Genomic DNA, 22,667 nt, shown 5'->3' on the forward strand with positions numbered 1-22,667 from the left:
GATGAGCGAGCAACTAAATTTTGAAGTGCCTACAATGGCAGAATTGATAGCTAAAGGCGAAGAGTCCGAAATATTATTCTGGGTAGGTTGCGCAGGCAGTTATGACGAAAGAGCACAAAAAACCACTCGCGACATCTGCAAGATTCTACATCATGTGGGCATAAAGTACGCTGTTTTAGGTACGGAAGAAAGCTGCACAGGCGATCCTGCAAAACGCGCAGGAAATGAGTTCCTGTTTCAAATGCAGGCTATGACCAACATTGAAGTTCTAAATGCTTACAACATAAAGAAAATAGTTACCGGCTGTCCGCATTGCTTTAATACTATTAAAAACGAGTACCCTGGTTTAGGCGGAAGCTACGAAGTAATCCACCATACCCAGTTAATCCAACAATTAATTGACGAGGGTAAGCTAAAAGCAGAGGGCGGAGAGAGTTTTAAGGGCAAAAAGATAACTTACCATGACCCATGTTATTTAGGTCGCGGAAACGGCGTTTATGAAGCTCCTCGTAAAGCGCTAGAAGTTCTGGATGCACAGCTTGTTGAAATGAAACGCTGCAAATCTAACGGCTTATGTTGCGGTGCAGGTGGTGCACAAATGTTTAAAGAACCTGAAAAAGGGATTAAAGACATTAACATTGAACGCATTGAAGAGGCTCTTGAAACTCAACCAAACATTATAGCTGCAGGTTGTCCATTTTGCATGACAATGATAAGTGATGGTGTGAAACTAAAAGATCAGGACCAAAATGTACAGGTTTTAGATATTGCTGAAATTACAGTCCGCGCAAATGGCTTGTAACAAGCTATATATTGCCTCTTTAAATTCTGGTAGCAATGGAAATTGCTACTATGTTGGAAACGAAGAGGAAGCAATTCTTGTTGATACCGGTATCTCATGCAGGGAAACTGAAAAGCGAATGTTGCGCTTGGGTTTATCGATGAGTAATGTTAAGGCAATTTTCATTTCTCATGAACATACAGATCATGTTCGTGGGCTCTCTACCCTATCGGCCAAATACAATCTGCCTGTTTACATTACACAAGGCACTTTAAATGGCTGCAGGTTCAATGTCCGCGAGGATTTGATAAGACCATTGTCTAGCACTCAAACTATATCTGTTGGCGCCCTTGAAGTAACCAGTTTTCTTAAAATACATGATGCTTCGGAACCACATAGCTTTTTGGTTTCGCATGGAAGTACCAAAGTTGGGGTGTTTACAGATATAGGCGCAGCCTGCGATCAGCTTATTTTTCATTTTAAACAATGTCATGCGGCATTTCTTGAAACAAACTATGATGATGAGCTTTTAAGCAAAAGTGCTTATCCATATTTCTTAAAACAACGCATTAGCGGTGGTAAAGGTCACTTATCGAACAAGCAGGCTTTGGATATTTTTGTAAACCATAGGCCGTCACATATGACCCACCTGTTGCTCTCACACTTATCAAAAGACAACAACAATCCGGATTTAGTGCATACCTTATTTAGTGAGCATGCCGGTGAGGTTGAGATTGTTGTAGCCTCAAGATTTGTAGAAACTGAGGTGTATACTATTTTCGAGCAAGTAAGCGAGCATTCATCTTTTTAATAGCCTCAGTTAACTCTGTAAGGTCGTTGGCCTCTATATTTTTTACAGGAATAGACATGTAATCGGCCATACTATCTACGTCCTCCTCACTCCTATCGCTATAGGTTTGCACTATTACATCATCGCCTTTGGTGTATAAAAACAATGCTCCGGTTGTGTCTGTTTTCTGATAGTCCAGATCTCTGAATTTTATCAAATTGAAGGAGAAATATTCAATTTTACCGCTCTTAAAAAATCGCTTGTATCTGCAAAAACCACTGTTAGTAACATTGAGTTCATAATGCTTTATTTGTGAAATTTCAGGTTCCTCGTTATAGTGATTTACAAGCAGTTGTTGAATATAAGTTATCTGTTCATCAAGCAGTTTAATATTGGAGAATGCCATAAAAATGCTGCACATTGTCAGTGTGATGCATATTTTCAAGTTTAATGTAAACTTTTTCATGGCGATAAGTATTTAGCATCTTCAATTTAAATATTTTTGTATTTTTGACCTATGAGTTTTTCTCCACAATCGAAAGTTTGGATATACCAAAGTAACCGCGCATTCACGAATGACGAGGGACAGGCGATACAGCAAAGGTTAAATGAATTTACTGTACAATGGAAAGCGCATGGCCACCAGCTAAATGCGAAGGCTGAAATACTTTACGATTTCTTCATTGTATTTTTTGTAGATGAAGCTTCAGCAGGTGTGACCGGCTGTTCCATTGACTCATCTGTAAGAATTATCAAAGAAATTGAACAACAATATAACGTTGATCTATTCGATAGGTTTAACATGGCTTACAAGTTAAACGACAAAGTTATTGTAACCAATAAAGAAGATTTTGAAACCCTGGTAAATATTAAAGCAATTGGGCCACAAACTATTGTGTTTAACAACCTTGTACAAAATTTACAGGAATTTGAAACCAAATGGCAAATACCATTTGAACAAAGCTGGCACAGTAAAGTGTTTGCACATTTACTGTAACCAGCATTCAATATCAATTATTTAACGTAAAACACATCTCCTTCTGTAAACATATTAAAACGGAGGCTCTCCATTTTTATGTGTCCGGTTTTTGTGTTTTTTAAGTTTTTAGGATCAGCTATCCTTAATACCTGACTTTCGCCGGCAACTTCAATCTTTTTTCCTTTTACAATTATTGCCGTTCCTTCGTCGATACCTACACAGTCAAAAGTTGGATGCGCCGCCAAAGCAGAGATCAATCTGTTATATCTGCTTCTTCTAACAAAATGCTGATCAATGATAACCGAAGTAAGAAGACCCAAACCTTGCTCAAATTCGATATTCTTATCAAGCAGTTTATTAAAGGTTGCACTATAAGCTGTATCGCCAACCAATTGATTACCGGTAATCATGTATTTACTCATTACCGCTGCCCCGGCACTTGTTCCTGCCACTGTTGCGCCATTGGTATAAGCATCATGAATAGCTTTATAGATAGGGGTATTTAATACAACCTTCATAAAACGGCTTTGATCGCCACCAGTAATAAAAATCAGTTTTGCGTTCGACAAAGAATCAAGCCATTGCTTGTTATTCGCAGTCTTAGCAGTAAAATTAAGGTATCCGATACTATTTGCTGCCTGAGCGGATAGTTCGCCTTTAATGGCTTCAAAAGAGCCCTCTGGATCACCGCTAGACATCGGCAGAACAACCATATAATCTTTAGCCGTCATATTTGCTGTTTTAATCAGCTTTTGCACCAATTCAGTAGAACGTGAGCCACCACCAATTATAAACAAACTTCCTTTTGGCAAGGCTTTTTGCTGTGCTACTGAAGCACATGAAATCAACATCAGTGCAAAAACAAGAACCTGCTTTTGCACTGTTTTATACAATATATTCAAGATCATTATTTATAAATCAATATTTCTATTTTACCATCTTCGGTTACTGTACCCCTATACATTCCTTCTGTATTAAAAGGCATTGCCACGTTTCCGTTCTTATCAAGTGCTATTAATCCGCCGTCTCCACCAAGTTTTTCCATTTTATCAAGTGCCTTTTTTGACGCATCAGCTACAGGAAGATTTTTATATTCCATCATTGCAGAAACATCATAAGCCACAACACTTCTGATGTAAAACTCACCCCAGCCTGTGCAAGAGATACCTGCAGTTAAATTATTAGCATAGGTACCTGCACCTATAATTGGCGAATCACCTACTCTTCCATACCTCTTGTTTGTCATGCCTCCTGTTGAAGTTCCCGCAGCGAGGTTACCCATTTTATCAAGTGCCACAGCACCAACGGTACCGAACTTATAATCTCTATTAATGGTTCCTAGCTTCATGGATTTTTTATTGCCATGATCTAGTACGGTTTTTATTGAATCTTCTTTTATAGCTTGCTGAAGCCCATCCCAACGCTCTTTAGTATAGAAGTATTTAGGATCCACAATCTCTACCCCAACCTGCTTTGCAAATTGTTCGGCTCCCCTGCTTACCATCATTACATGTTCAGATTTTTCCATTACTGCCCTGGCAGCAGTAATTGGATTACGGATTATGGTTACTCCGGCTACAGCTCCTGCTTTTAACGTTTTACCATCCATAATAGCAGCATCCATTTCGTTTTTACCATCGTGAGTAAAAACAGCTCCCTTTCCAGCGTTGAACAATGGCGAATCTTCAAGCACATGTATCGCAGCCTCAACAGCATCTAAGCTTGTTTTTCCAGATTTTATGGCATCATAACCTTGCTGTAAAGCTTTGGTTAATGCAGCCGTATATGCTGCCTCTTTTTCAGGAGTCATGTTTTTCTTTAAAATTGTTCCGGCACCGCCATGTACAACAAGTACATATTTTTTTTGTGCCTGTAAGTTTAAAGATGCGAGCAGCATTAAAATAGAAAAACAATATTTAAGCTTAAGATTCATGGGTGTTGAGTTTAGTATAATGGGTTTTGTTTAACGTTAGAGTTGGCTTTAATTTCGGCATTAGGAATAGGATAAGCATATTCCTTATTTGTTGAGGACAAGTTTGTAGCTCCTAAAGCATTAATTGCATCTGCCGGTTCACGAGTAATTGGCAAGTTGTTTCTTCTAAGATCAAAAAATCTGTGGCCTTCAAAAGCAAGCTCTTTGTATCTTTCTAAAACAACTGCCGTTAATAAAGCCTGTTTATCTGCAAACGCAGCATCATTATAACCATCAATCCTTGCTTTCCTAAGTTCATTTAAATCTTGTGCTGCTAGAGAAAGATTGCTCTTCTCAGCATAAGCTTCTGCTCTTATCAGATACATCTCTCCGGTCCTATAAAGCTTTACATCTGTAAGATTTGGTAAACCCGAACTTCCTGCAAGATATTTGTTTACGCTGTATTTAGACTTACCGGCACCACGTGTGTCATCAAATTTTATGTACGCCGAATATCTAACGTCATTTGCTTTATCAAAAGTGTTTATCAACTCAAATGCAGGTGCATATACAACGATGTTTTTGATATCATAGTAGAAATCACCCAAACGACTATCGCCTGTTACTCTTTTGAGTTTCCAAATTACCTCGTCGTCGGTTCCATCTTTCCAGATATCTGCAAAGTCATCAATACTTGCTAAAGGCGCGGCATTGATTGCTTCTGTACTATACTTAAGGGCATCATCCCAATTTTTTTCGTACAATGCAACTCTGGCTTGTATTGCAGAAACCGCATTAAGTGTGATTCTTGTGTTGTCATCAAAATCTGATGGTATTAAACCTTTTGCGGCTAAAAGATCAGCTTTAATTTTACTTATTGTTTCTGCAAAAGTTAGTCGGCTAGGATTAGAAACTTTAGATTCTTCCATATACGGAACACCCATTGCAGAAGCTTCATATTTAGATGCGAAGTTTCTAAGTAACTCAAAATGGCAATATGCCCTTAATGCCAATAGTTCTCCCTTATATTGATTTTTAACTTCCCCTTCTGATGGTTTCGTTTTTACCTTATCCACATAAGCAAGCACTCTATTTACCCTGTCGATAGAGATATAATTGCTTTCCCAGCCTGCTGTAATTGTACCACTGCTGCCATCGTACTGCCAGCGATAAGTAGCCACGCCACGACCGGTACTATTTTCACTTGGCAAAGTGCACTCATCAGAGGTAAGAGATACATTGGTTATTGTAGTAGCATCTAGAGAAGCATAAGCTCCAATTAAACCGCCATTAAGATCCGGTACCGTCTGAAAAGCCTTTGAATCATCAATTGTATCAGATGGTTTCAAATCCAGTTCTTTGGTACAGGAAGCTGCCAAAAAGGCCACCAGAAAAATGGCACAAAGAGAAAGTTTATTGCTATAATATTTTAACATGATTGTACGATTAGAAGTTAACATTTAAACCAAAAGTGTATGTTCTTGAATTTGGATAGTCGAACATAGCTTCTCCATTGTTGTCCTCCGGATCAAAGCCTTTCCACTTAGTCCAGGTAACAAGGTTACTTGCCTGAGCAAATACGGTTACACCACTAATAAATTTAGTACCTGCCAACAATGATTTTGGTAATGAATAATTTAAGTTCACATTTCTAAGTCTGATGTAAGAAGCATCCTGAATGTCTTTTGATGAATAGCTTCTTTTGGCATCATACTTTGGTAAAAGAGCATTATCACCTTCTTTCTTCCACCTGTTATAAAGCATTCTTACCGATTGTCCGCTGGTTCCAAAACTTGGATTTTCATTATAATAATCTTCGTTATTATACCTATACACATGATTTGCAAAGCTGAACAGCGCAGTTAAATTAATTCCTTTATAGGTTAAAGAAGTATTAAACCCTCCTGTAAACGGTGGATAAAGACTGCCAAATTCGGCAACACTCATTGTTGTAGCATTATAATCTGATGTTTTAGTTCCATCAGGATTATAATACAATGGATCACCTGTTTTCGGATCTACTCCTGCCCATTTAGGTGCATAGTGTGATCCATAAGGCAATCCTTCTCTTACAATTTCGGTTGTATTTTTCTCAAAACCCTCAGATCCCGCCAATGAAATAATCTTATTCTTGTTATAAGCAAAATTAAGCCCTACATTCCATTTGAATGATTCATTCCTAATCACATCTACTCTTAATTCAGTTTCGATACCTCTGTTGCGCATAGAGCCTGCATTTAACGGCAGTGCTCCAACTCCTGAAGTAAGCGAAACCGGAAGATCTAAAAATAGATTTGCAGTTTCTTTGTTATAAATATCAGTTACCAAATGGATGCGGTTATTCCAAACATCAAGGTCAAAACCGATGTTTAAATCTTTTGCATATTCCCAATCATAGTTTGAACTACCGTAAGCAAAAGGATAAATACCGCTGTTGCCACCATAAGAAGTGGTTGCAAATGTTGGCAGGTAGGTGAAGTTACCCGGAAATGGACTCGCAGTAGTTCCATAACTTGCGCGGAACCTTAAATCGTTGATAAACTCGCTGTTGGCAAGGAAATTTTCTTTCTTAACATTCCATGCGAAACCTACTGAGTAAAAGCCATGCCATCTGTTTTTCTTAGGCAATGTTGAAGATCCATCGTACCTGTAACTGGCATTAACAGTATAACGATCATCAAAAGTATAACGTCCAAGAGCTATGTATGAGATCAGTGCGTTTCTTGTTCTTCCTCCGTTAAATTCAGGGATAAAAGAGTTTTCGTCAGAACCTGGAGTTGCCCCTGCCGGAGTTTCAGGCAATCTTGGATCTATACCATAAGCAGTATAGCCAAAGCTTCTGAAGTGTTGCTTAGTGATCTCATAAAGTCCACTTATTTCGAAATTGTGCTTATCAATAACCTTAGCATATGTTAATCCTGAGGTAGAGATCATAGAGAAATTACGTCTTAAGTTTTCACCAAAACTTCCTTTTTCTCCGTTTTCGTTCGATCCGGAGTAGGAATCAGGTCTAATAAAACGTTCGTCAGCTGATTCTCTAAAATCTATGCCTAGTCTGGTTTTAACAGTCAGATCGTCGGTTATTTTATAATTTAATGCACCACTTAATATTGTTTTGTATTGATTGGTTTTATTAGTTGTATTTAACAACCTTTCTAAAGCATTACTACCCTCACGTTGGTCATAGATTTCATAGTCATCAGAATTACCATAATGTACTAATGTTCCATCAGACGCATACGGATACTCATATGGGAGCGCATAATACACTGCTGCCAATGGATTAGCTCCTCTACTTGATCCTTCACGCTCAATAAAACTGGATTCTGAATACCCAAGACTTGTGTTAATGGATGCAGAGAACCTACCTGCATTAAAATCTACATTGTTTCTTAAGGAATAACGTTCCAGACCAGACCTAACTGCAATACCATCTTGCTTATAGTAATTTAAAGAGCTGTAAAAACGCACATTTTCGTTGCCTCCGCTTGCATCAACCTGTTGTTCTGTAAACTTGCCTGTTCTAAAGAAAATATCTTTCCAATCGGTGTTTATCTTTCCAATACTATCCAAAATAAAGTCTGCTCTACTTTTTTCTGCAGAACTCATATCAGCATACTCAGGGTTCTTTTTAGAGAATGTCCAACCAGGTCCAATTTCTGATCCTGTTTCAAGTCCTATCTCTTCTTCAAACTGCAATCTCTGTGCAGTGTTCATCATATTAAACTTTGGCGAGGTTAACTTAGAAATACCGTATTGAGATTTATAGTTAAACTGAACTTTTCCTGATTTGCCTTTTTTTGTGGTGATCACAATCACACCATTGGCACCCTTTGAACCATATTGTGCTTTCGAAGTCGCATCTTTTAAAACTGTTACACTTTCAAAATCTGATGGATTCAGCGTTTGAAAATAAGCATCTTCAACTGGTATTCCATCTAGAACATACAGCGGCGAGGTGTTGCCATTGATTGTTCCTATCCCTCTTAAAATTACCTGAGCACTGGTACCAGGCTGTCCGGAACCCGAGGACACCTGTAAACCGGCTACTCTACCTTGTAGGATCTGATCAAAAGTTGAAAGGGGAACCTGACTCATGTCCTTACCTGACACTACAGATGAAGCACTTGCAGATTGCTGTTTGGTGTAACTTGTATAGCCTGTTACTGTTATTTCTTCCAAATTCTGGCTATCAGTTTTCAGCGTTACATTGATTACTTTTCTGTTGCCAACACTAACAAGTTGCTTTGCATAACCTACAAATGAAAACTCCAGACTGGACGAGTTATCTGGCACACGTATGCTGTAATCCCCATTGATATCTGTTACCGATGCAATTGCCAAGCCAACCACTTTAACTGAAACTCCCGGAATTGGAAACCCTGTATCGTCGACAACCTTTCCACTTACAGCAATGTCTTTTTTATTGGCTAACGCCGTTGGATAAATTACAACGAGATTGCTCTCTTTTAATGCATAGGTAAGCTTAGTATCTTTTAAGATCTGGCTCATTGCCTCATCTAGTGATACATCCTGAACATTAAGGGAGTTCTTATTATTACCGGAAATTGTATTGCTACTATATACAAAACGGTATTCTGTTTGCTTTTCAACTGCTTTTAGTAATTCTTTAATGCTGAGCTGACTGGCATTAATGGTAATTTTCTGCTGCGCAAACCCTGCGGCAGAAACCTGCATACATAAAACAAGCAAGATAAATCCTGTAATTTTCATACTCAATAATATCCGGTCGGTTAAAGAATACTTACTACAATGTTCTAAAAGTACATATTTTCTCATATTTGTTGGTTTAGGTTATTTTCTGTGTTGGATAGCCCGGTTACAGCTATTTTTTTATTGTGATTTTATTGTTTTTAATCTCAAACTTAAAGGGATAGGATAATTGCAAAGCTTCGAGAGTTTTAACAATAGTCTCATTTTCAAATGTTCCTGAATATCTGTAATCCTTTACTTCGTCATCTTCTATTTTAACTTCTATACCATACCAGTTTTGCAATTTCTGGGCAATAACTGATAAGGGCAGGTCATCAATATCAAGCCTGCTTCTGATCCATTTAGTTTCTACAGGTTGCTTCGTAAGCGTATCATTTTGCAACGAAGAAACCTGATATTCTTTATTAGCAGACACATCAACACGCTCAGGCTGATTGCTACTTATCACCTTTTGGTTAGGCTTTAGAACCACAAAATGACCCGGGTTGGTTTTAGAATCTACACGAACACTTCCATGTATTAATGAGGTTTCGGTGATTTTTGAATTAGGATAAGCTTTTACATTGAAAGTGGTTCCTAAAACGCTGACGTCATTAAAAGAGGTATGTACAATAAATGGGTGGGTAGCGTCATGTTTTACATCAAAAAATGCCTCACCAGTAAGCCATAGTTCCCTTTTCCCAGTATCAAATGATTTATCTAATTTAATTGTACTTTCCTTAGCCAGAGTAATAACTGTTCCATCACTTAGAACTATCGTTTTACGAACGGACTTTCCGGATGAGAAAATTTCAGAAATATCGTTATCAGCCTTATCTTTTGAATAGGGGTTTAGATAGAAGTATAAAAATAAAACTGCTAAAACAGCGGCTGCAACACCTATTGTATATTTTAGATATGATGGCTTAGGGTTAAGCTTAACCTCTTTATTAAGTTCAATTTTCTCAGCAAAGGCGTTTCGATTTTTTATTCCTTCCTTTAACTCCTTTATTTGAATTAAACGGCTTCCTTGTTTAACGTTTAATATATTGACTATTTTTTTTGCTTCTTCAAAATCAGCTTTTCTATGTGGAATCGTTTCTATCCATTCACTCCATAAAATCTGATCTTCAAGGCTAATACCCAGACAATACTGTTGAAAAGATTCGTTACAAATCAATTCTTCAATGTAAAAATCATCTTTAAGCCCAATCATAGTAATTACTTTTACTATACAGACGGAAGAATTGACCGCTTTTCCTAAGGAAATCTTTATTATTTTCTAAAACAACTACTTTAAGAGTTTTTTCAACATCTTAATCGCATCGTAAATAGTATTATAGGCTGTTTTTACCGTTTGTGAATTGCGTTCGGCTATCTGTTCGTAGGTTAAACCTTCAAAAAATTTTAACTGTATCAACTCCATTTGCCGTGGGGTTAATTGTTTAATTGCTAGTTGCAGCTTATGTTTTAGCTCGTCATCTTGCTGAACTGCGATCATTATTTCCTCATATGAGAGCTCGGCACTTTCTTCCTCAGCCCCCATTCTGCTAACGGCCATATTCATTTTATCCGTATATGCCAATTGATCGAGCATACACCTTCTTAAAGAAGTCATGAGGTATGATTTTACGTTATCTACAGCATTCAACCGAGATCTTTTATCCCACAAATTCAGAAACACCTGATTAACGCAATCCTTCACCAATTCATCGTCAGCATTAATTTTTAATCCAAAACGAATTAAGTGAAAGTACATGTTATTGTACAATTCAAAGAGCGCTTGTTTATCACCAAGGCGCATTTTTTCCCAATAACTTCTAACATCTTCCTCGAACAGCATAGTCAAGGCTTAATATAGGGATTTTATAAGCTTTAGGAAATTAAAAATCTAAAGGACCTAATCTTCTCATATTTTTCATAATAAGAAATTGCCTATGTCTTATATACTGAGTAGCTTTTTTAGGTGTCCACCTTCTCGGATTAGGGAAACAGGCTGCAATTAAAGCTGCCTGGGACTTAGTTAGCTTACTACAGGATTTACCAAAATATGATTGAGCTGCTGCTTCGGCTCCATAAATGCCATCTCCCATTTCAATTACATTTAAGTATACTTCCAGTATTCTTTCTTTGCTCCAAAGCATTTCAATTAATAAAGTAAAATAAGCTTCAAACCCTTTACGTACCCAGGAGCGACCCGGCCACAGGAATACATTTTTGGCAGTTTGCTGCGAAATTGTACTTCCACCCTTTATCTTTTTACCTTTCTGGTTGGTAGCAAAAGCTTTCTCTATTGCTTTTAAATCGAATCCAATATGTTTGAGGAATAGTTGATCTTCAGCAGATACGGCTGCGCGTTTCATATTATCCGAAATATCTTCGAAATCGACCCATTTTTTCTCCATTTTAAATGGCTTATCATCAGAGCTACGCTCTATATTTCTTTGGATCATGAGCAGCGTAATTGGAGGATTAACAAATCTGTAAATCAACACCCAAAGTACTGTGACCATTAAAAACCAAAGAAACACTTTAGTAACAATATTTGTGATTTTTTTAAGAAGGGGAGATTTTGAGTTTGTTTTACCGGTTGCCGGTTTGCGCTTTGCCATCAGTCAAAGGTAAGGCAAAGGCCGATAATTTTAAAACCTGCTTACAAGATTATATGCAAAAAAAAAGCGTCCCGAAATGGGGACGCTTTTTAATATCCAGAAGATAGATGATTACTCAGCTACAACCGCGAAAGGAACTTTAACTTTCACTTCTTTGTGTAAGTTTAAGTTGGCAACATATTCACCAACAAATTTAGGCTCAGTTTCGAAAGTGATACGGCGACGGTCAACATCAAAACCTTGTTGTTTTAATGCATCAGCAATCATAATGGTATTTACTGCACCAAAAATCTTACCTGTTTCACCAGCTTTAGCACCGATAGATAACTTAACGTCAGTTAAACGTTGAGCAATACCTTCAGCATCTTTCTTAATTTTATCTTGTTTAAAAGCAGCTTGCTTTAAGTTTTCTGCTAATACTTTTTTAGCTGAAGGAGTAGCTAACTGTCCAAATCCTTGAGGGATTAGGTAGTTACGGCCATATCCTGGCTTTACAGAAACGATATCATCTTTTTCCCCTAGGGATTTGATATCTTGTTTTAAAATAATTTCCATCTCTCAGCTCCTATTTTAATTGGTCAGCAACGAAAGGCAACAAACCGATATGGCGAGCACGTTTTACCGCTTGAGCCACTTTACGTTGAAACTTCAATGAAGTACCGGTTAAACGGCGAGGTAAAAGTTTACCTTGATCATTGATGAATTTCAATAAAAAGTTTGCGTCTTTATAATCAATATATTTAATCCCGTTTTTTCTGAAACGGCAATATTTTTTTCTGTTATCGTCCACTTTTGGAGCGGTAACATATTGTATTTGATCTTTAGCCATTATCCTGCAACCTCCTGTTTAGGTTTTTTGTTAAAAGCACCACTGCGTTTCTTTTCGTTATAAGCAACCGCGTGACGGTCTAATCTTATAGTTAAGAAACGTAGAACACGCTCATCGCGCTTAAGCTCTAACTCCAACTTGTTAATTAATTCACCTGAAGATTTGTACTCTGTAAGGTGGAAAAATCCGCTTGCTTTTTTTTCAATCGGATACGCTAATTTTCTCAAACCCCAATTGTCCTCTTGAACAATTTCGGCACCGCTGTCAGCAATGATTTTGCTAAATTTGGCAATAGCCTCTTTTGCAACTTCTTCTGACAACAACGGGGTTAGAACGATAACAGTTTCGTACTGATTCATTGTTATTATTTGTTTTTAATTTAATCCACGTCTTTTAATACGGGGTTGCAAATCTAGGAATAAAATTCTATAAATCAAAACCCTTAATGCTTACCGAACAAGTAATTAACACCAACCTTGTACCTTTGCATAGTAACACTGTAAAAAGTATAATTAGTTATTGCCGCTGAACCAATATAACCTAGCGAAATTTCGATCTTTTTATTTAAGACAACACCTGCCGTTCCCTGATAGGAAAAATTAAAGTTCTGCATGTCTACAAAATCCTTTGTTACGTCCATACGCATTTTAAAAGGATTGTATACAGCGGTCTCATTATTGCTATAACTCGAAAGATTTAAAGAAAAACCGATTCCACCGAAAACTTTAATACGATTAGAATTATAGAAATTATAAATCACTTGTGGTGTTGCTGCAACTGATAATTGGTCAAAAGAATGTCGTTGTACCGAGCTGCTTATTTCATTCTTGCTCATCAATAACGAAAGTTCAACTCTATAGATCAATTTGCCTATTGAAGGATTTGAAAAAAAATCAATTCCTGTAGTGATTAATGGCATGTAGGAGGTTTTACTTTTTGCATCAGATCCTGCAAGTAAATGACCACCATTATAGCGCGCTTGACTAATATTTAAACCAGTACCTGCAAAAAACCTGGAAGCAGGAAATTTTGACTTAACGGGCTGCTCGTCATTTATCTTATAAATAACCTTTAAGAGATCTTTATCTCCATAATTAACCCTTAAGAGAATTCTTTCGTCTAAAAGATCAGGAACAATAAATAATCTCATTTTTGACCTTAATTGTCGAACATAAACATTCTCTGTAAGCATCCTACCCGGCTGATCTGGCTTGAAATAAAAATTACGAACAAGCTCAACAGGCTTAACTTCATTCTTATCCATAATATAATACCTCTTCTTTATATCATCCTTGTAGGAAAACAAGGTAACGTTTTTACCACGATTCAACACTTTAAGCAATACAGTATCAATCCTAAAAGATGAGTCTCGGCCAACTAAAATATTAGACAACTCTTCGCGACTAGTACTAACTGAAACAATGTATCTTTCATACTTTTCTAGACTATCAATTGAGTAGGCTGTGCATTCATCAATAGTAAGAGTTCGTGGCTTACTTTCAGGATTGTCTTTAAATTTAATTGAGCTTGGATTCAAGGCAGACTCCTTATAGTCTATATATCCTCTTAAAGTATCTTTTGAATTAGTAACCACATATCCTTTTTGAAAATTTGATTGAGCAACCGACAAAAAAGGAAGTACCCAAAAAAGGGCTAACAGTGAGCGTTTCATATAACTATTTTGATTTTTGCACAAAACTAAAAATAAATTCAATTATAAATATCTTATCGATAAATCAGCTTGTCTTTACTTAAACAAATAATGAACTCCGAATGTAAAACGGCTAACCGAAACCCTAAATGTCTGATAATCTGTAGTTGTTGAATTTACATAATAACCAGCTGAAAGTTCTACCTTCTTATTCACAACAAAACCAGCAGTAATTTTTGGCAAGAAACTAATCACATTAAAATCTACCTCGCTCTTTTTTGGGACAGCACCATGATCCAGAGTAGACATTACATTGTTGCTATAACTTGATACATTAGCTGATATCCCTGCTCCTGCATAAAACTTAATCATTTGGCTGTTGTAAATATTGTATATGATCTGAGGAGATAATCCAAAAGTAAGCTCATCAAAAGAATGCTTTAAATTACTGCTCTTCTTATAGATCTCATTTTTGCTCATAAATAAAGTTGCATTAACTCTATACACCATTTTACCAATCAGTGGCTTTGGAATATAATCTACCCCAACTATTACTATCGGGTTATTTGATTTTTTAGCCACAGCCGTGGCGTTTGCCAACGGGTGGCTCCCTTTATATACAAAAGAGGTTAAACTCAGTCCTGCGCCTATAAAAAATCTGGTATCTTTCACCGTAAATTCTCTAGCTGACTGATTATTTATTTTAGACACAACCTTAATTAAGTCGTTTGCATTATACTTTGCCCATTCTAATTTTACATCCTTAAGTGTCAGATTCTTCTGATACTTCTGCATCAACTGGTATAATTGAACTTGAAATTTATTCTCGGTCTTGGCCAACCCCGGGGCCGTATAAAAAATGTTTCTAATTAGTTCCAATGGAACAGGATCTTCTTTCGATTGAATGTAAAACCTAGTCTTAACATCATCTCTGTACATAAACAAGGTCGCATTTTCTCCTGATTGCAATATTCTTAGAAATACTATATCATTTTTTGCTGAAGTATCCCTTCCGGTTGATATTCTATTTAGATCATCTTTACTCATGCTTATATTGACAGTTTCCCGCCGATATGAATAAAAATTCTCGACAACATAGGCCTTGCAATCCTTTAAAGGAAATACTTGGGTTTTATCATCTAAGGATGACCTGAAATATACCGCAATTGGATTTTCAGATTCTTCCTTAAAACTAATGAAGCCCCGAAGGGTATCTTGTGCGTTGGTTATCAAATAGCCGCTACGGTAACTGGTTTGGGCAATAGACAGGAATGGAATAACCCAAAAGAGGATTAAAAGAGAGCGTTTCATACGTTTATATTTTTGTTAGCCGTAAACATAAATATAAATTCAGACATTTTATTTTCCCACATTCCTATACAGCTCCGTAAAAAATTTCTAATTTCGTTGGCGAATGGAAAATTTTATAGTATCAGCCCGTAAGTACCGTCCGGCAACGTTTGAAACCGTTGTTGGCCAGCACCATATTACAGGTACGCTAAAAAATGCCATTAAAAACAATCAACTGGCTCAAGCATTTTTATTTTGTGGGCCAAGGGGTGTAGGTAAAACTACCTGTGCACGTATCCTGGCTAAAACTATTAACTGTACTAATTTAACTGAAGATCAGGAAGCTTGCGGAACATGTGATTCATGTGTTTCATTTCAAACCGGTCACTCTTTTAATTTTCATGAACTTGATGCTGCCTCAAACAACTCAGTTGATGATATCCGCAGTTTAATTGAACAGGTTCGTATCCCGCCACAGGCAGGAAAATATAAAATCTACATTATAGATGAGGTGCACATGCTTTCTGCTAATGCATTTAATGCGTTTCTAAAAACGCTTGAAGAACCACCATCTTATGCTATTTTTATATTAGCTACTACAGAAAAGCATAAAATACTACCTACTATTCTATCAAGATGTCAGATTTTTGATTTCAACAGAATACAGGTCGACGATATCTCTGGCCATCTGAATAAGATTGCACAGCGTGAAAACATTTCAGTAGAAGCTGATGGATTACACATTATAGCTCAAAAGGCTGATGGTGGTTTAAGGGACGCACTTTCAATGTTCGATCAGATTGTAAGTTATACCAATAAGAACTTAACCTACAAATCGGTAATCGACAACCTGAATATTCTTGATTACGATTATTATTTTAAGCTTACTCAAAATCTGACAAGTGGAGATGTGAGTAATGCACTAATCTTATTTGACGAGATTTTAAATAATGGTTTTGATGGCAACAATTTCATCAATGGCTTAGCAGGTCACCTTCGTAACCTATTGGTAGCCAAAGATCCGCAAACTACAAAACTATTAGAGGTAAGTGAGAACATTAAACAGAAATACATTACGCAAAGTCAACAAACACCTGTTTCTTTTATACTTACAGCGTTAAATCTTGCCAATCAGTGCGATCTTAATTATAAGAACAGCAAAAACCAACGATTGCAGGTAGAACTGGCTCTAATAAAAATGTGCCACATACCTTCGGTACTTCAACTAGCCCAGCTGCCTAACAATTCCGCCACTGACATAGATCAGATTAAAAAAAAAACTAATGTAAGTTCTGTTGTTCCTGCAAATACACCACCAGCAGAAGTACAAAATAAGGCACCAGAGACTACTCCAATACCTGAAGTAACGAAGCAACTACAACAGGATTCAACACCTTTACCTTCAATTCCGGTAGCAAAAACGACTAGTCCTCCACCATCTACCAAGATCGCACTAAAGCCTCTTGCCGACAGTAAAAAAATTGCAACATTAATTCCGTCGTTAAATGATATTGGACGTACAGAAGAAAGCGAAGAAGGTGATGAGCCAAAGTACATTAGCGGAGATGCAAGAGAAGCTTTTACATACGAGCAGCTGTTTACACTCTGGACTCAATATGCGAACAAAGCAAAAGATGATGGCAAGATCAATATATACACCTTGCTTAGTAGCTCAGATCCAATACTAGACTCTCCGGAGGAAATTACGGTACATGTAGAGCACAAGCTACAGGAAGCTTTATTGCAAGAAGAAATGATAGATTTTCTAAATTTCTTAAGACCAAACTTGAGAAACTTTAATCTTTCAATTAAGGCCAAACAAGTGGAAAGGACAGTGGTTAACAGACTCTATACCAATAAAGAAAAGTACGAGTATCTGATTGAGAAAAACCCTAAGCTAGAAGAAATGCGTAAACGTTTCAACCTAGACGTTAATTCCTAGAAGGTTTCCCTGGCGGCGGTGTATCATTAACAGGGTATCCCTCTTCATCCAAATCATCACGATCATCTTCAGGAGTACGTGCCAACAACTGATCTTCCGGTTCTAGTTCAAGACTCTCTAAAGTATCAATATGCATAGCTGCACTTTCAAGATTTTCTCCTATTTGTTTATCTTCATCATAAGCAGATCCATTATATGGATTTGCCTCATCGTATGTCGAAATACTATCCTCACCATTTGGAGCAGAAGTATCATAAGGAAGTGGATGATCATACTCACTATCCTCACCTCTTACATCAAATTCAAAACTATTTCGGTTCTTATCGTATGACAAATTATCAAAATCTTTAGTTTCTCCTAACTCAGTAGGATGAAGTTTGTCGAGTGCTTTTCTATCTCCTGGAACATTGTTTTGGTCTGCGCTCATAATGGTAATTTTTAAATAAACTTAGATAAAATTGTTTTTATATACAATAAGGCTTTCATAGACATGATGTGTAATTACAACCTCAAAAAACATAGAATTGTTTTCGGTTTTTAAATGAAAAAAAGAGGCCTGCTTGCAGATGCAAACAGACCTCTTTTTTAACCTTTTCTATCTTATAAACCTGCTAAAGCAGTATTTAATGTTTCGCTTGGGCGCATTGCTTTAAATGCCAAGTCATCATTTGGATGGTAATAACCACCAATATTTTGTGGTTTACCTTGCGCACCTATTAATTCTCCGGTAATCTTTGCTTCATTCTCAGCCAAAGCTTTAGCTAGTGGTGCAAATCTTGCCTGCAACTCTGCATCTTTGGTTTGTGCAGCAAGGCCTTCTGCCCAATACAACGCTAAATAGAAATGTGAACCTCTATTGTCTATCTGACCTACTTTACGAGCAGGAGACTTATCGTTTGCAAGGAACTTCTCAGTAGCTAAATCTAAAGTTTCAGCCAATACCAAAGCTTTTGGGTTATTCTGTGTTTGACCTAAATGTTCAAGAGAAACAGCTAACGCCAGGAATTCACCTAACGAATCCCAACGTAAATACCCCTCTTCAATAAACTGTTCGATATGTTTTGGTGCAGAACCACCTGCTCCAGTTTCGAATAAGCCACCGCCATTCATTAATGGCACTATAGATAACATTTTTGCAGACGTACCTAGTTCTAAAATTGGGAACAAATCTGTTAAATAATCACGTAATACATTACCCGTTACTGAAATGGTATCTTCTCCTTTTCTAATTCTATCAAGAGTAAATTTAGTAGCTTCAACAGGTGATAAAATACGAATATCTAAACCAGTTGTATCATGATCTAACAAGTACTTATTTACTTTTTTAATAATCTCTCTATCATGTGCTCTGTTTTCATCTAACCAAAAAACAGCTGGTGTAGCTGATAAACGAGATCTGTTTACTGCCAACTTAACCCAATCCTGAATTGGAGCATCTTTAGTTTGGCACATACGGAAAATGTCGCCTTTTTCAACCTTTTGGTCGAAGAAAACCTGCCCATTAGCATCTGTTACACGAATTGTTCCCGCAGCAGTAGCCTGGAAAGTTTTATCATGAGAACCATACTCTTCTGCTTTTTGTGCCATTAAACCTACGTTTGGCACAGAACCCATTGTAGTAACATCAAAAGCACCATGAGCTTTACAGTCGTCAATAGTAGCAGTATAAACACCTGCATAGCAACGATCTGGAATTATAGCAATAGTATCTTGTTGTTTGTTGTCCTTGTTCCACATCTGACCAGAAGTACGGATCATTGCAGGCATAGAAGCATCAACAATCACATCAGAAGGGACGTGAAGATTAGTGATTCCTTTATCTGAATTTACCATTGCTAAAGCTGGGCCATTTTCAATTGCTTGTGCAATTGCAGCTTCAACTTCAGCTTGTTTAGGGTTTCCTGCTATTTTAGCATAAACATCACCTAAACCATTACGGGTATCAACATTTAATTCTTTGAATAAATCAGCATATTTAGCAAAAACATCTGCAAAATAAACTTCTACTATAGCACCAAAAATGATTGGATCAGAAACCTTCATCATGGTAGCTTTTAAATGTGCTGAGAGTAAAACTCCAGCAGCTTTTGCCTCTTCAATAGCTTTTGCAACGAAAGATTTTAAAGCAGAAAGACTCATTACCGAACTATCGATAACTTCACCCGCTTTTAAAGGCGATAATCCTTTTAATTCAGAAACGGCTCCATTTGCATCAACAAACTCAATTTTAAATTGAGTAGCTTCTTCTACTGTTACTGATTTCTCAGACCCATAAAAATCGCCTTCAGTCATACTTACAACCTTAGTTTTTGAATCTGCAGACCAAGCACCCATTGAATGCGGGTTGGCTTTTGCATAGTTTTTAACTGCTTTTGGTGCTCTGCGATCAGAGTTACCTTCGCGTAAAACAGGATTAACCGCCGAACCTAAAACTTTTGCATATTTTGCCTTGATTGCTTTTTCTTCCTCAGTCTGTGCATTATCCGGATAATTAGGAATAGCATACCCTTGAGATTGCAACTCTGTAATTGCGCCAACTAATTGTGGAATAGAAGCCGAAATATTAGGCAACTTAATAATATTAGCCTCTGGTGTGGTAGCCAATTGGCCCAGTTCTGTCAACGCATCTCCAACCTTTTGGTCTTCCTTTAAAAACTCAGGAAAGTTTGCCAAAATTCTTCCGGCCAAAGAAATATCTCTGGTTTCTACATCAATACCAGCTGATGCTGTAAAAGCTTGTACAATTGGTAATAATGAATAGGTTGCCAACATTGGCGCTTCATCTGTTTTGGTATAGATAATTTTTGATGTATTCGACATATTTTTATAAATACGATTATATGAATAAAAAAATAAAAGCAGTATCGTTTATGATAAACGTGCTTTCTATTAAAATCGCCTAAAGATATAATAAACAGATGAATTTCATGGTGTTTATTTTGTCACATCGACCTTACTTATTGACTAAACATTGTGCTAAAACTAATGATGTCCTATTATTTTTGCCATTAAATTTTAGCTTTGTTAAAGAATGAAAATATTTTTAACAGGCCTGATAGTACTTGCAGGAATTACAGCTTCAGCCCAGACACAACAAGATTCAACCAGAAGGTTAAACGAGGTTACTATAAGACCTTATTTTTCTAATCAATCTTTAATCAGATCCACTGGATCAATTGGCCTTATCGACAGTACAATACTTGATAGGCAATTGGGCAATTCTTTTGTATCAGCGCTAAATACTGTTGCCGGAGTTAGAATGGAAGAACGTTCTCCTGGAAGTTACCGATTATCTATAAGGGGCAGCTTATTAAGATCTCCCTTTGGAATAAGAAATATAAAAATATATCTGGACGATTTCCCTTTAACTGATGCAGGAGGAAATAGTTACCTAAATGCTTTAGATGTTGCCAGCGCAAGCCAGATACAGATTTTAAAGGGGCCTCAGAGTAGCATTTATGGCGCTAACTCGGGAGGTGTTGTTTTAATACAACCACAGGGCTCCAATGCTATAACAAATAATAACTCGATAGCACTAAAGCTTGAGGGAGGATCTTTTGGTTCTTTTCATCAAAATGCTGTATTACAACATCAAGCTGAAAAATATAGCTTAAACATCACTCAAGCTTATCAGCGAAGTGATGGCTATCGTGATCACAGTGGCATGGAACGTAAATATTTCCAAGCTCTTCAAAAATGGGACTATACTAAAACTGCCAGTTTAAAAGCCCTGCTATTTTATTCTGATTTACATTACAATACCCCAGGCGGACTAACGGCAGAACAGTATTTACAGAACCCATCATCATCTCGCCCTGCGGCAGGACAAACCAAAAGCGCTATAGATCAAAATGCCGGCATTTACAGTAAAACCATATATGGTGGGATTTCGAATAACTGGATCATCAACAGTCATTTTAAACACGTAATTTCCGTATTTTCTTCTTACACGGATTTTAAAAACCCATTTATTACTAATTATGAAAAGCGCAAAGAATTTACGCTAGGCCTACGCTCTTATTTGGAATATGCCAGAAGTTCATCTGATGTAGACTGGAAATTTAATATCGGACTAGAAAGCATGAAAACAGGTACTGATTTTGACAATTATGATAATAACTTTGGTCAACCAGGTGCAGTTCAAGCTTCGGATAAACTAAATGCCAATTCAAATTTTGCGTTTGCCCATCTTGGCATCGATATATCTCAAAAGCTATTAATTGAGTTATCAGCAAGCGCAAACTTATATGGCTACAATTACCGAAGCATTGCTCCGATCGCTATCCCTAAAAAAACAAATAAATTTGACGTACAATTCATGCCAAGGATTGCTTTATCTTATTTATTAGACGATCAATTTTCTCTAAGATCATCCGTAAGTAAAGGCTACTCTCCACCAAGTCTTTCAGAAGTACGAGCTTCAAATAATGTAATTAATATTGACCTCCAACCTGAATATGGCTGGAATTATGAAACCGGGGTAAGATATGAAGGTTTAAATAAGAGGCTTTTTGTAGATGTTACCGGATTTTATTACAACCTTAAAAATGCGATTGTAAGGCGAACAGTTTTAATAAATGAAAAAGAGGCCGATTATTTTATAAATGCAGGAGGCACAAAGCAATGGGGCCTGGAAAGCTCATTGGCATTTTGGATTATCCGTACCAATGGAAATAATTTTATAAGAGGATTACAATTAAGAAATTCATATACCCTAAGTCATTTTAAATTTGACAAGTATATAGATAAGACAAAAGATTTCTCTGGCAATAACCTTACAGGGGTACCCAAAGTAACAGTTATTAACAGTACAGATGTTCGGTTACCAAAGGGATTCTATTTGTTTTTACAGCACAATTACACCTCAAGCATCCCATTAAATGACGCTAATACTGTATATGCTAAAAAATACCATTTAGTCCAGGCAAAAGTTGGCAAAAAGAACCTCCGTATAGGTAAAACCCTCTTCGAAGTTTATGCAGGAGCAGACAATTTGTTAAATGAAAAATACAGTTTGGGCAACGATTTAAATGCTCTGGGCGGCAGGTATTTTAATGCTGCAGCAACTCGTAACTTTTACGGAGGCTTAACAATATGTTTATAACTAGTTAATAACTATTCTTATATCACCTTTTATTTTAAATCAATTGTTCGTAATTTTCTGTTAG

Annotated in this window: 20 protein-coding genes; 5 read left to right on the forward strand and 15 right to left on the reverse strand. The window is 36.9% G+C overall.

The annotated features are described in order from the left end of the window. The first annotated feature begins 1 nt into the window (after position 1). Positions 2-802 carry a (Fe-S)-binding protein gene (locus HQN83_RS14255; protein WP_173091012.1) on the forward strand — a complete coding sequence of 267 codons (801 nt, stop codon included), beginning with the start codon at positions 2-4 and terminating at the stop codon, positions 800-802. Next, entirely contained in the window at positions 792-1,592 is an 801-nt protein-coding gene (locus HQN83_RS14260; RefSeq protein ID WP_173091013.1) for an MBL fold metallo-hydrolase, read from the forward strand. The genes HQN83_RS14255 and HQN83_RS14260 overlap by 11 nt, the downstream gene beginning before the upstream one ends. On the opposite strand, the gene HQN83_RS14265 is transcribed toward HQN83_RS14260, so the two are convergent. Then, positions 1,555-2,037, reverse strand: a complete 483-nt coding sequence (locus tag HQN83_RS14265; RefSeq protein WP_173091014.1) for a hypothetical protein — start codon at positions 2,035-2,037, stop codon at positions 1,555-1,557. The two genes, HQN83_RS14260 and HQN83_RS14265, sit on opposite strands and share 38 nt — an antisense overlap. 51 nt (positions 2,038-2,088) lie before the next feature. Between HQN83_RS14265 and HQN83_RS14270 the strand changes: the two genes are divergently transcribed. Beyond that, on the forward strand, positions 2,089-2,568 hold the full coding sequence (locus HQN83_RS14270; RefSeq protein WP_173091015.1) for an ABC transporter ATPase: 480 nt from the start codon (positions 2,089-2,091) through the stop codon (positions 2,566-2,568). A 17-nt stretch (positions 2,569-2,585) separates the two neighbouring features. On the opposite strand, the gene HQN83_RS14275 is transcribed toward HQN83_RS14270, so the two are convergent. The 12 genes from HQN83_RS14275 to HQN83_RS14330 all read right to left on the reverse strand — a co-directional run bounded on the left by HQN83_RS14275 (position 2,586) and on the right by HQN83_RS14330 (position 15,578). Continuing rightward, positions 2,586-3,458 carry a cyanophycinase gene (locus HQN83_RS14275; protein WP_246254510.1) on the reverse strand — a complete coding sequence of 291 codons (873 nt, stop codon included), beginning with the start codon at positions 3,456-3,458 and terminating at the stop codon, positions 2,586-2,588. Further along, on the reverse strand, positions 3,458-4,483 hold the full coding sequence (locus HQN83_RS14280) for an isoaspartyl peptidase/L-asparaginase family protein (protein WP_173091016.1): 1,026 nt from the start codon (positions 4,481-4,483) through the stop codon (positions 3,458-3,460). The genes HQN83_RS14275 and HQN83_RS14280 overlap by 1 nt, the downstream gene beginning before the upstream one ends. 11 nt (positions 4,484-4,494) lie before the next feature. Beyond that, positions 4,495-5,898: a RagB/SusD family nutrient uptake outer membrane protein gene (locus HQN83_RS14285; protein ID WP_173091017.1), complete on the reverse strand. Its 1,404-nt coding sequence runs from the start codon at positions 5,896-5,898 to the stop codon at positions 4,495-4,497. A 10-nt stretch (positions 5,899-5,908) separates the two neighbouring features. Then, positions 5,909-9,262, reverse strand: coding sequence for a TonB-dependent receptor (locus HQN83_RS14290; RefSeq protein WP_246254511.1), 3,354 nt, complete (start codon positions 9,260-9,262; stop codon positions 5,909-5,911). A gap of 46 nt (positions 9,263-9,308) precedes the next feature. Then, entirely contained in the window at positions 9,309-10,391 is a 1,083-nt protein-coding gene (locus tag HQN83_RS14295) for a FecR family protein (protein ID WP_173091018.1), read from the reverse strand. A gap of 75 nt (positions 10,392-10,466) precedes the next feature. Continuing rightward, complete coding sequence (locus HQN83_RS14300; RefSeq protein ID WP_173091019.1) at positions 10,467-11,018, reverse strand: RNA polymerase sigma factor; 552 nt, start codon at positions 11,016-11,018, stop codon at positions 10,467-10,469. Between the two features lie 40 nt (positions 11,019-11,058). Next, positions 11,059-11,787, reverse strand: coding sequence for a monofunctional biosynthetic peptidoglycan transglycosylase (gene mtgA / locus HQN83_RS14305; RefSeq protein WP_173091020.1), 729 nt, complete (start codon positions 11,785-11,787; stop codon positions 11,059-11,061). Positions 11,788-11,898: 111 nt separating this feature from the next. Then, on the reverse strand, positions 11,899-12,342 hold the full coding sequence (gene rplI / locus HQN83_RS14310; RefSeq protein ID WP_173091021.1) for a 50S ribosomal protein L9: 444 nt from the start codon (positions 12,340-12,342) through the stop codon (positions 11,899-11,901). 10 nt (positions 12,343-12,352) lie between these two features. Then, positions 12,353-12,616: a 30S ribosomal protein S18 gene (gene rpsR, locus HQN83_RS14315; RefSeq protein ID WP_084291565.1), complete on the reverse strand. Its 264-nt coding sequence runs from the start codon at positions 12,614-12,616 to the stop codon at positions 12,353-12,355. Beyond that, the gene (gene rpsF, locus HQN83_RS14320) at positions 12,616-12,975 is read right to left on the reverse strand and encodes a 30S ribosomal protein S6 (RefSeq protein ID WP_108205226.1); all 360 of its coding nucleotides are present in this window, start codon (positions 12,973-12,975) and stop codon (positions 12,616-12,618) included. Before rpsF ends, rpsR begins: the two co-directional genes overlap by 1 nt. A gap of 83 nt (positions 12,976-13,058) precedes the next feature. After that, a complete protein-coding gene (locus HQN83_RS14325) occupies positions 13,059-14,288 on the reverse strand; it encodes a porin family protein (protein ID WP_173091022.1) in 1,230 nt (409 codons plus the stop codon). Positions 14,289-14,363: 75 nt separating this feature from the next. Next, complete coding sequence (locus HQN83_RS14330) at positions 14,364-15,578, reverse strand: hypothetical protein (RefSeq protein WP_173091023.1); 1,215 nt, start codon at positions 15,576-15,578, stop codon at positions 14,364-14,366. 103 nt (positions 15,579-15,681) lie between these two features. Between HQN83_RS14330 and HQN83_RS14335 the strand changes: the two genes are divergently transcribed. Further along, complete coding sequence (locus tag HQN83_RS14335) at positions 15,682-17,499, forward strand: DNA polymerase III subunit gamma/tau (protein ID WP_173091024.1); 1,818 nt, start codon at positions 15,682-15,684, stop codon at positions 17,497-17,499. On the opposite strand, the gene HQN83_RS14340 is transcribed toward HQN83_RS14335, so the two are convergent. Continuing rightward, entirely contained in the window at positions 17,489-17,926 is a 438-nt protein-coding gene (locus tag HQN83_RS14340; RefSeq protein ID WP_173091025.1) for a hypothetical protein, read from the reverse strand. The two genes, HQN83_RS14335 and HQN83_RS14340, sit on opposite strands and share 11 nt — an antisense overlap. Positions 17,927-18,099: 173 nt before the next feature. Continuing rightward, complete coding sequence (locus HQN83_RS14345; RefSeq protein WP_173091026.1) at positions 18,100-20,319, reverse strand: NADP-dependent isocitrate dehydrogenase; 2,220 nt, start codon at positions 20,317-20,319, stop codon at positions 18,100-18,102. Between the two features lie 211 nt (positions 20,320-20,530). On the opposite strand from HQN83_RS14345, the gene HQN83_RS14350 reads away from it, so the two are divergent. Then, positions 20,531-22,603, forward strand: coding sequence for a TonB-dependent receptor (locus HQN83_RS14350; RefSeq protein WP_173091027.1), 2,073 nt, complete (start codon positions 20,531-20,533; stop codon positions 22,601-22,603). Positions 22,604-22,667: the final 64 nt, after the last annotated feature.

The organism is Pedobacter foliorum, from assembly GCF_013266735.1.
GTDB lineage: Bacteria > Bacteroidota > Bacteroidia > Sphingobacteriales > Sphingobacteriaceae > Pedobacter > Pedobacter foliorum.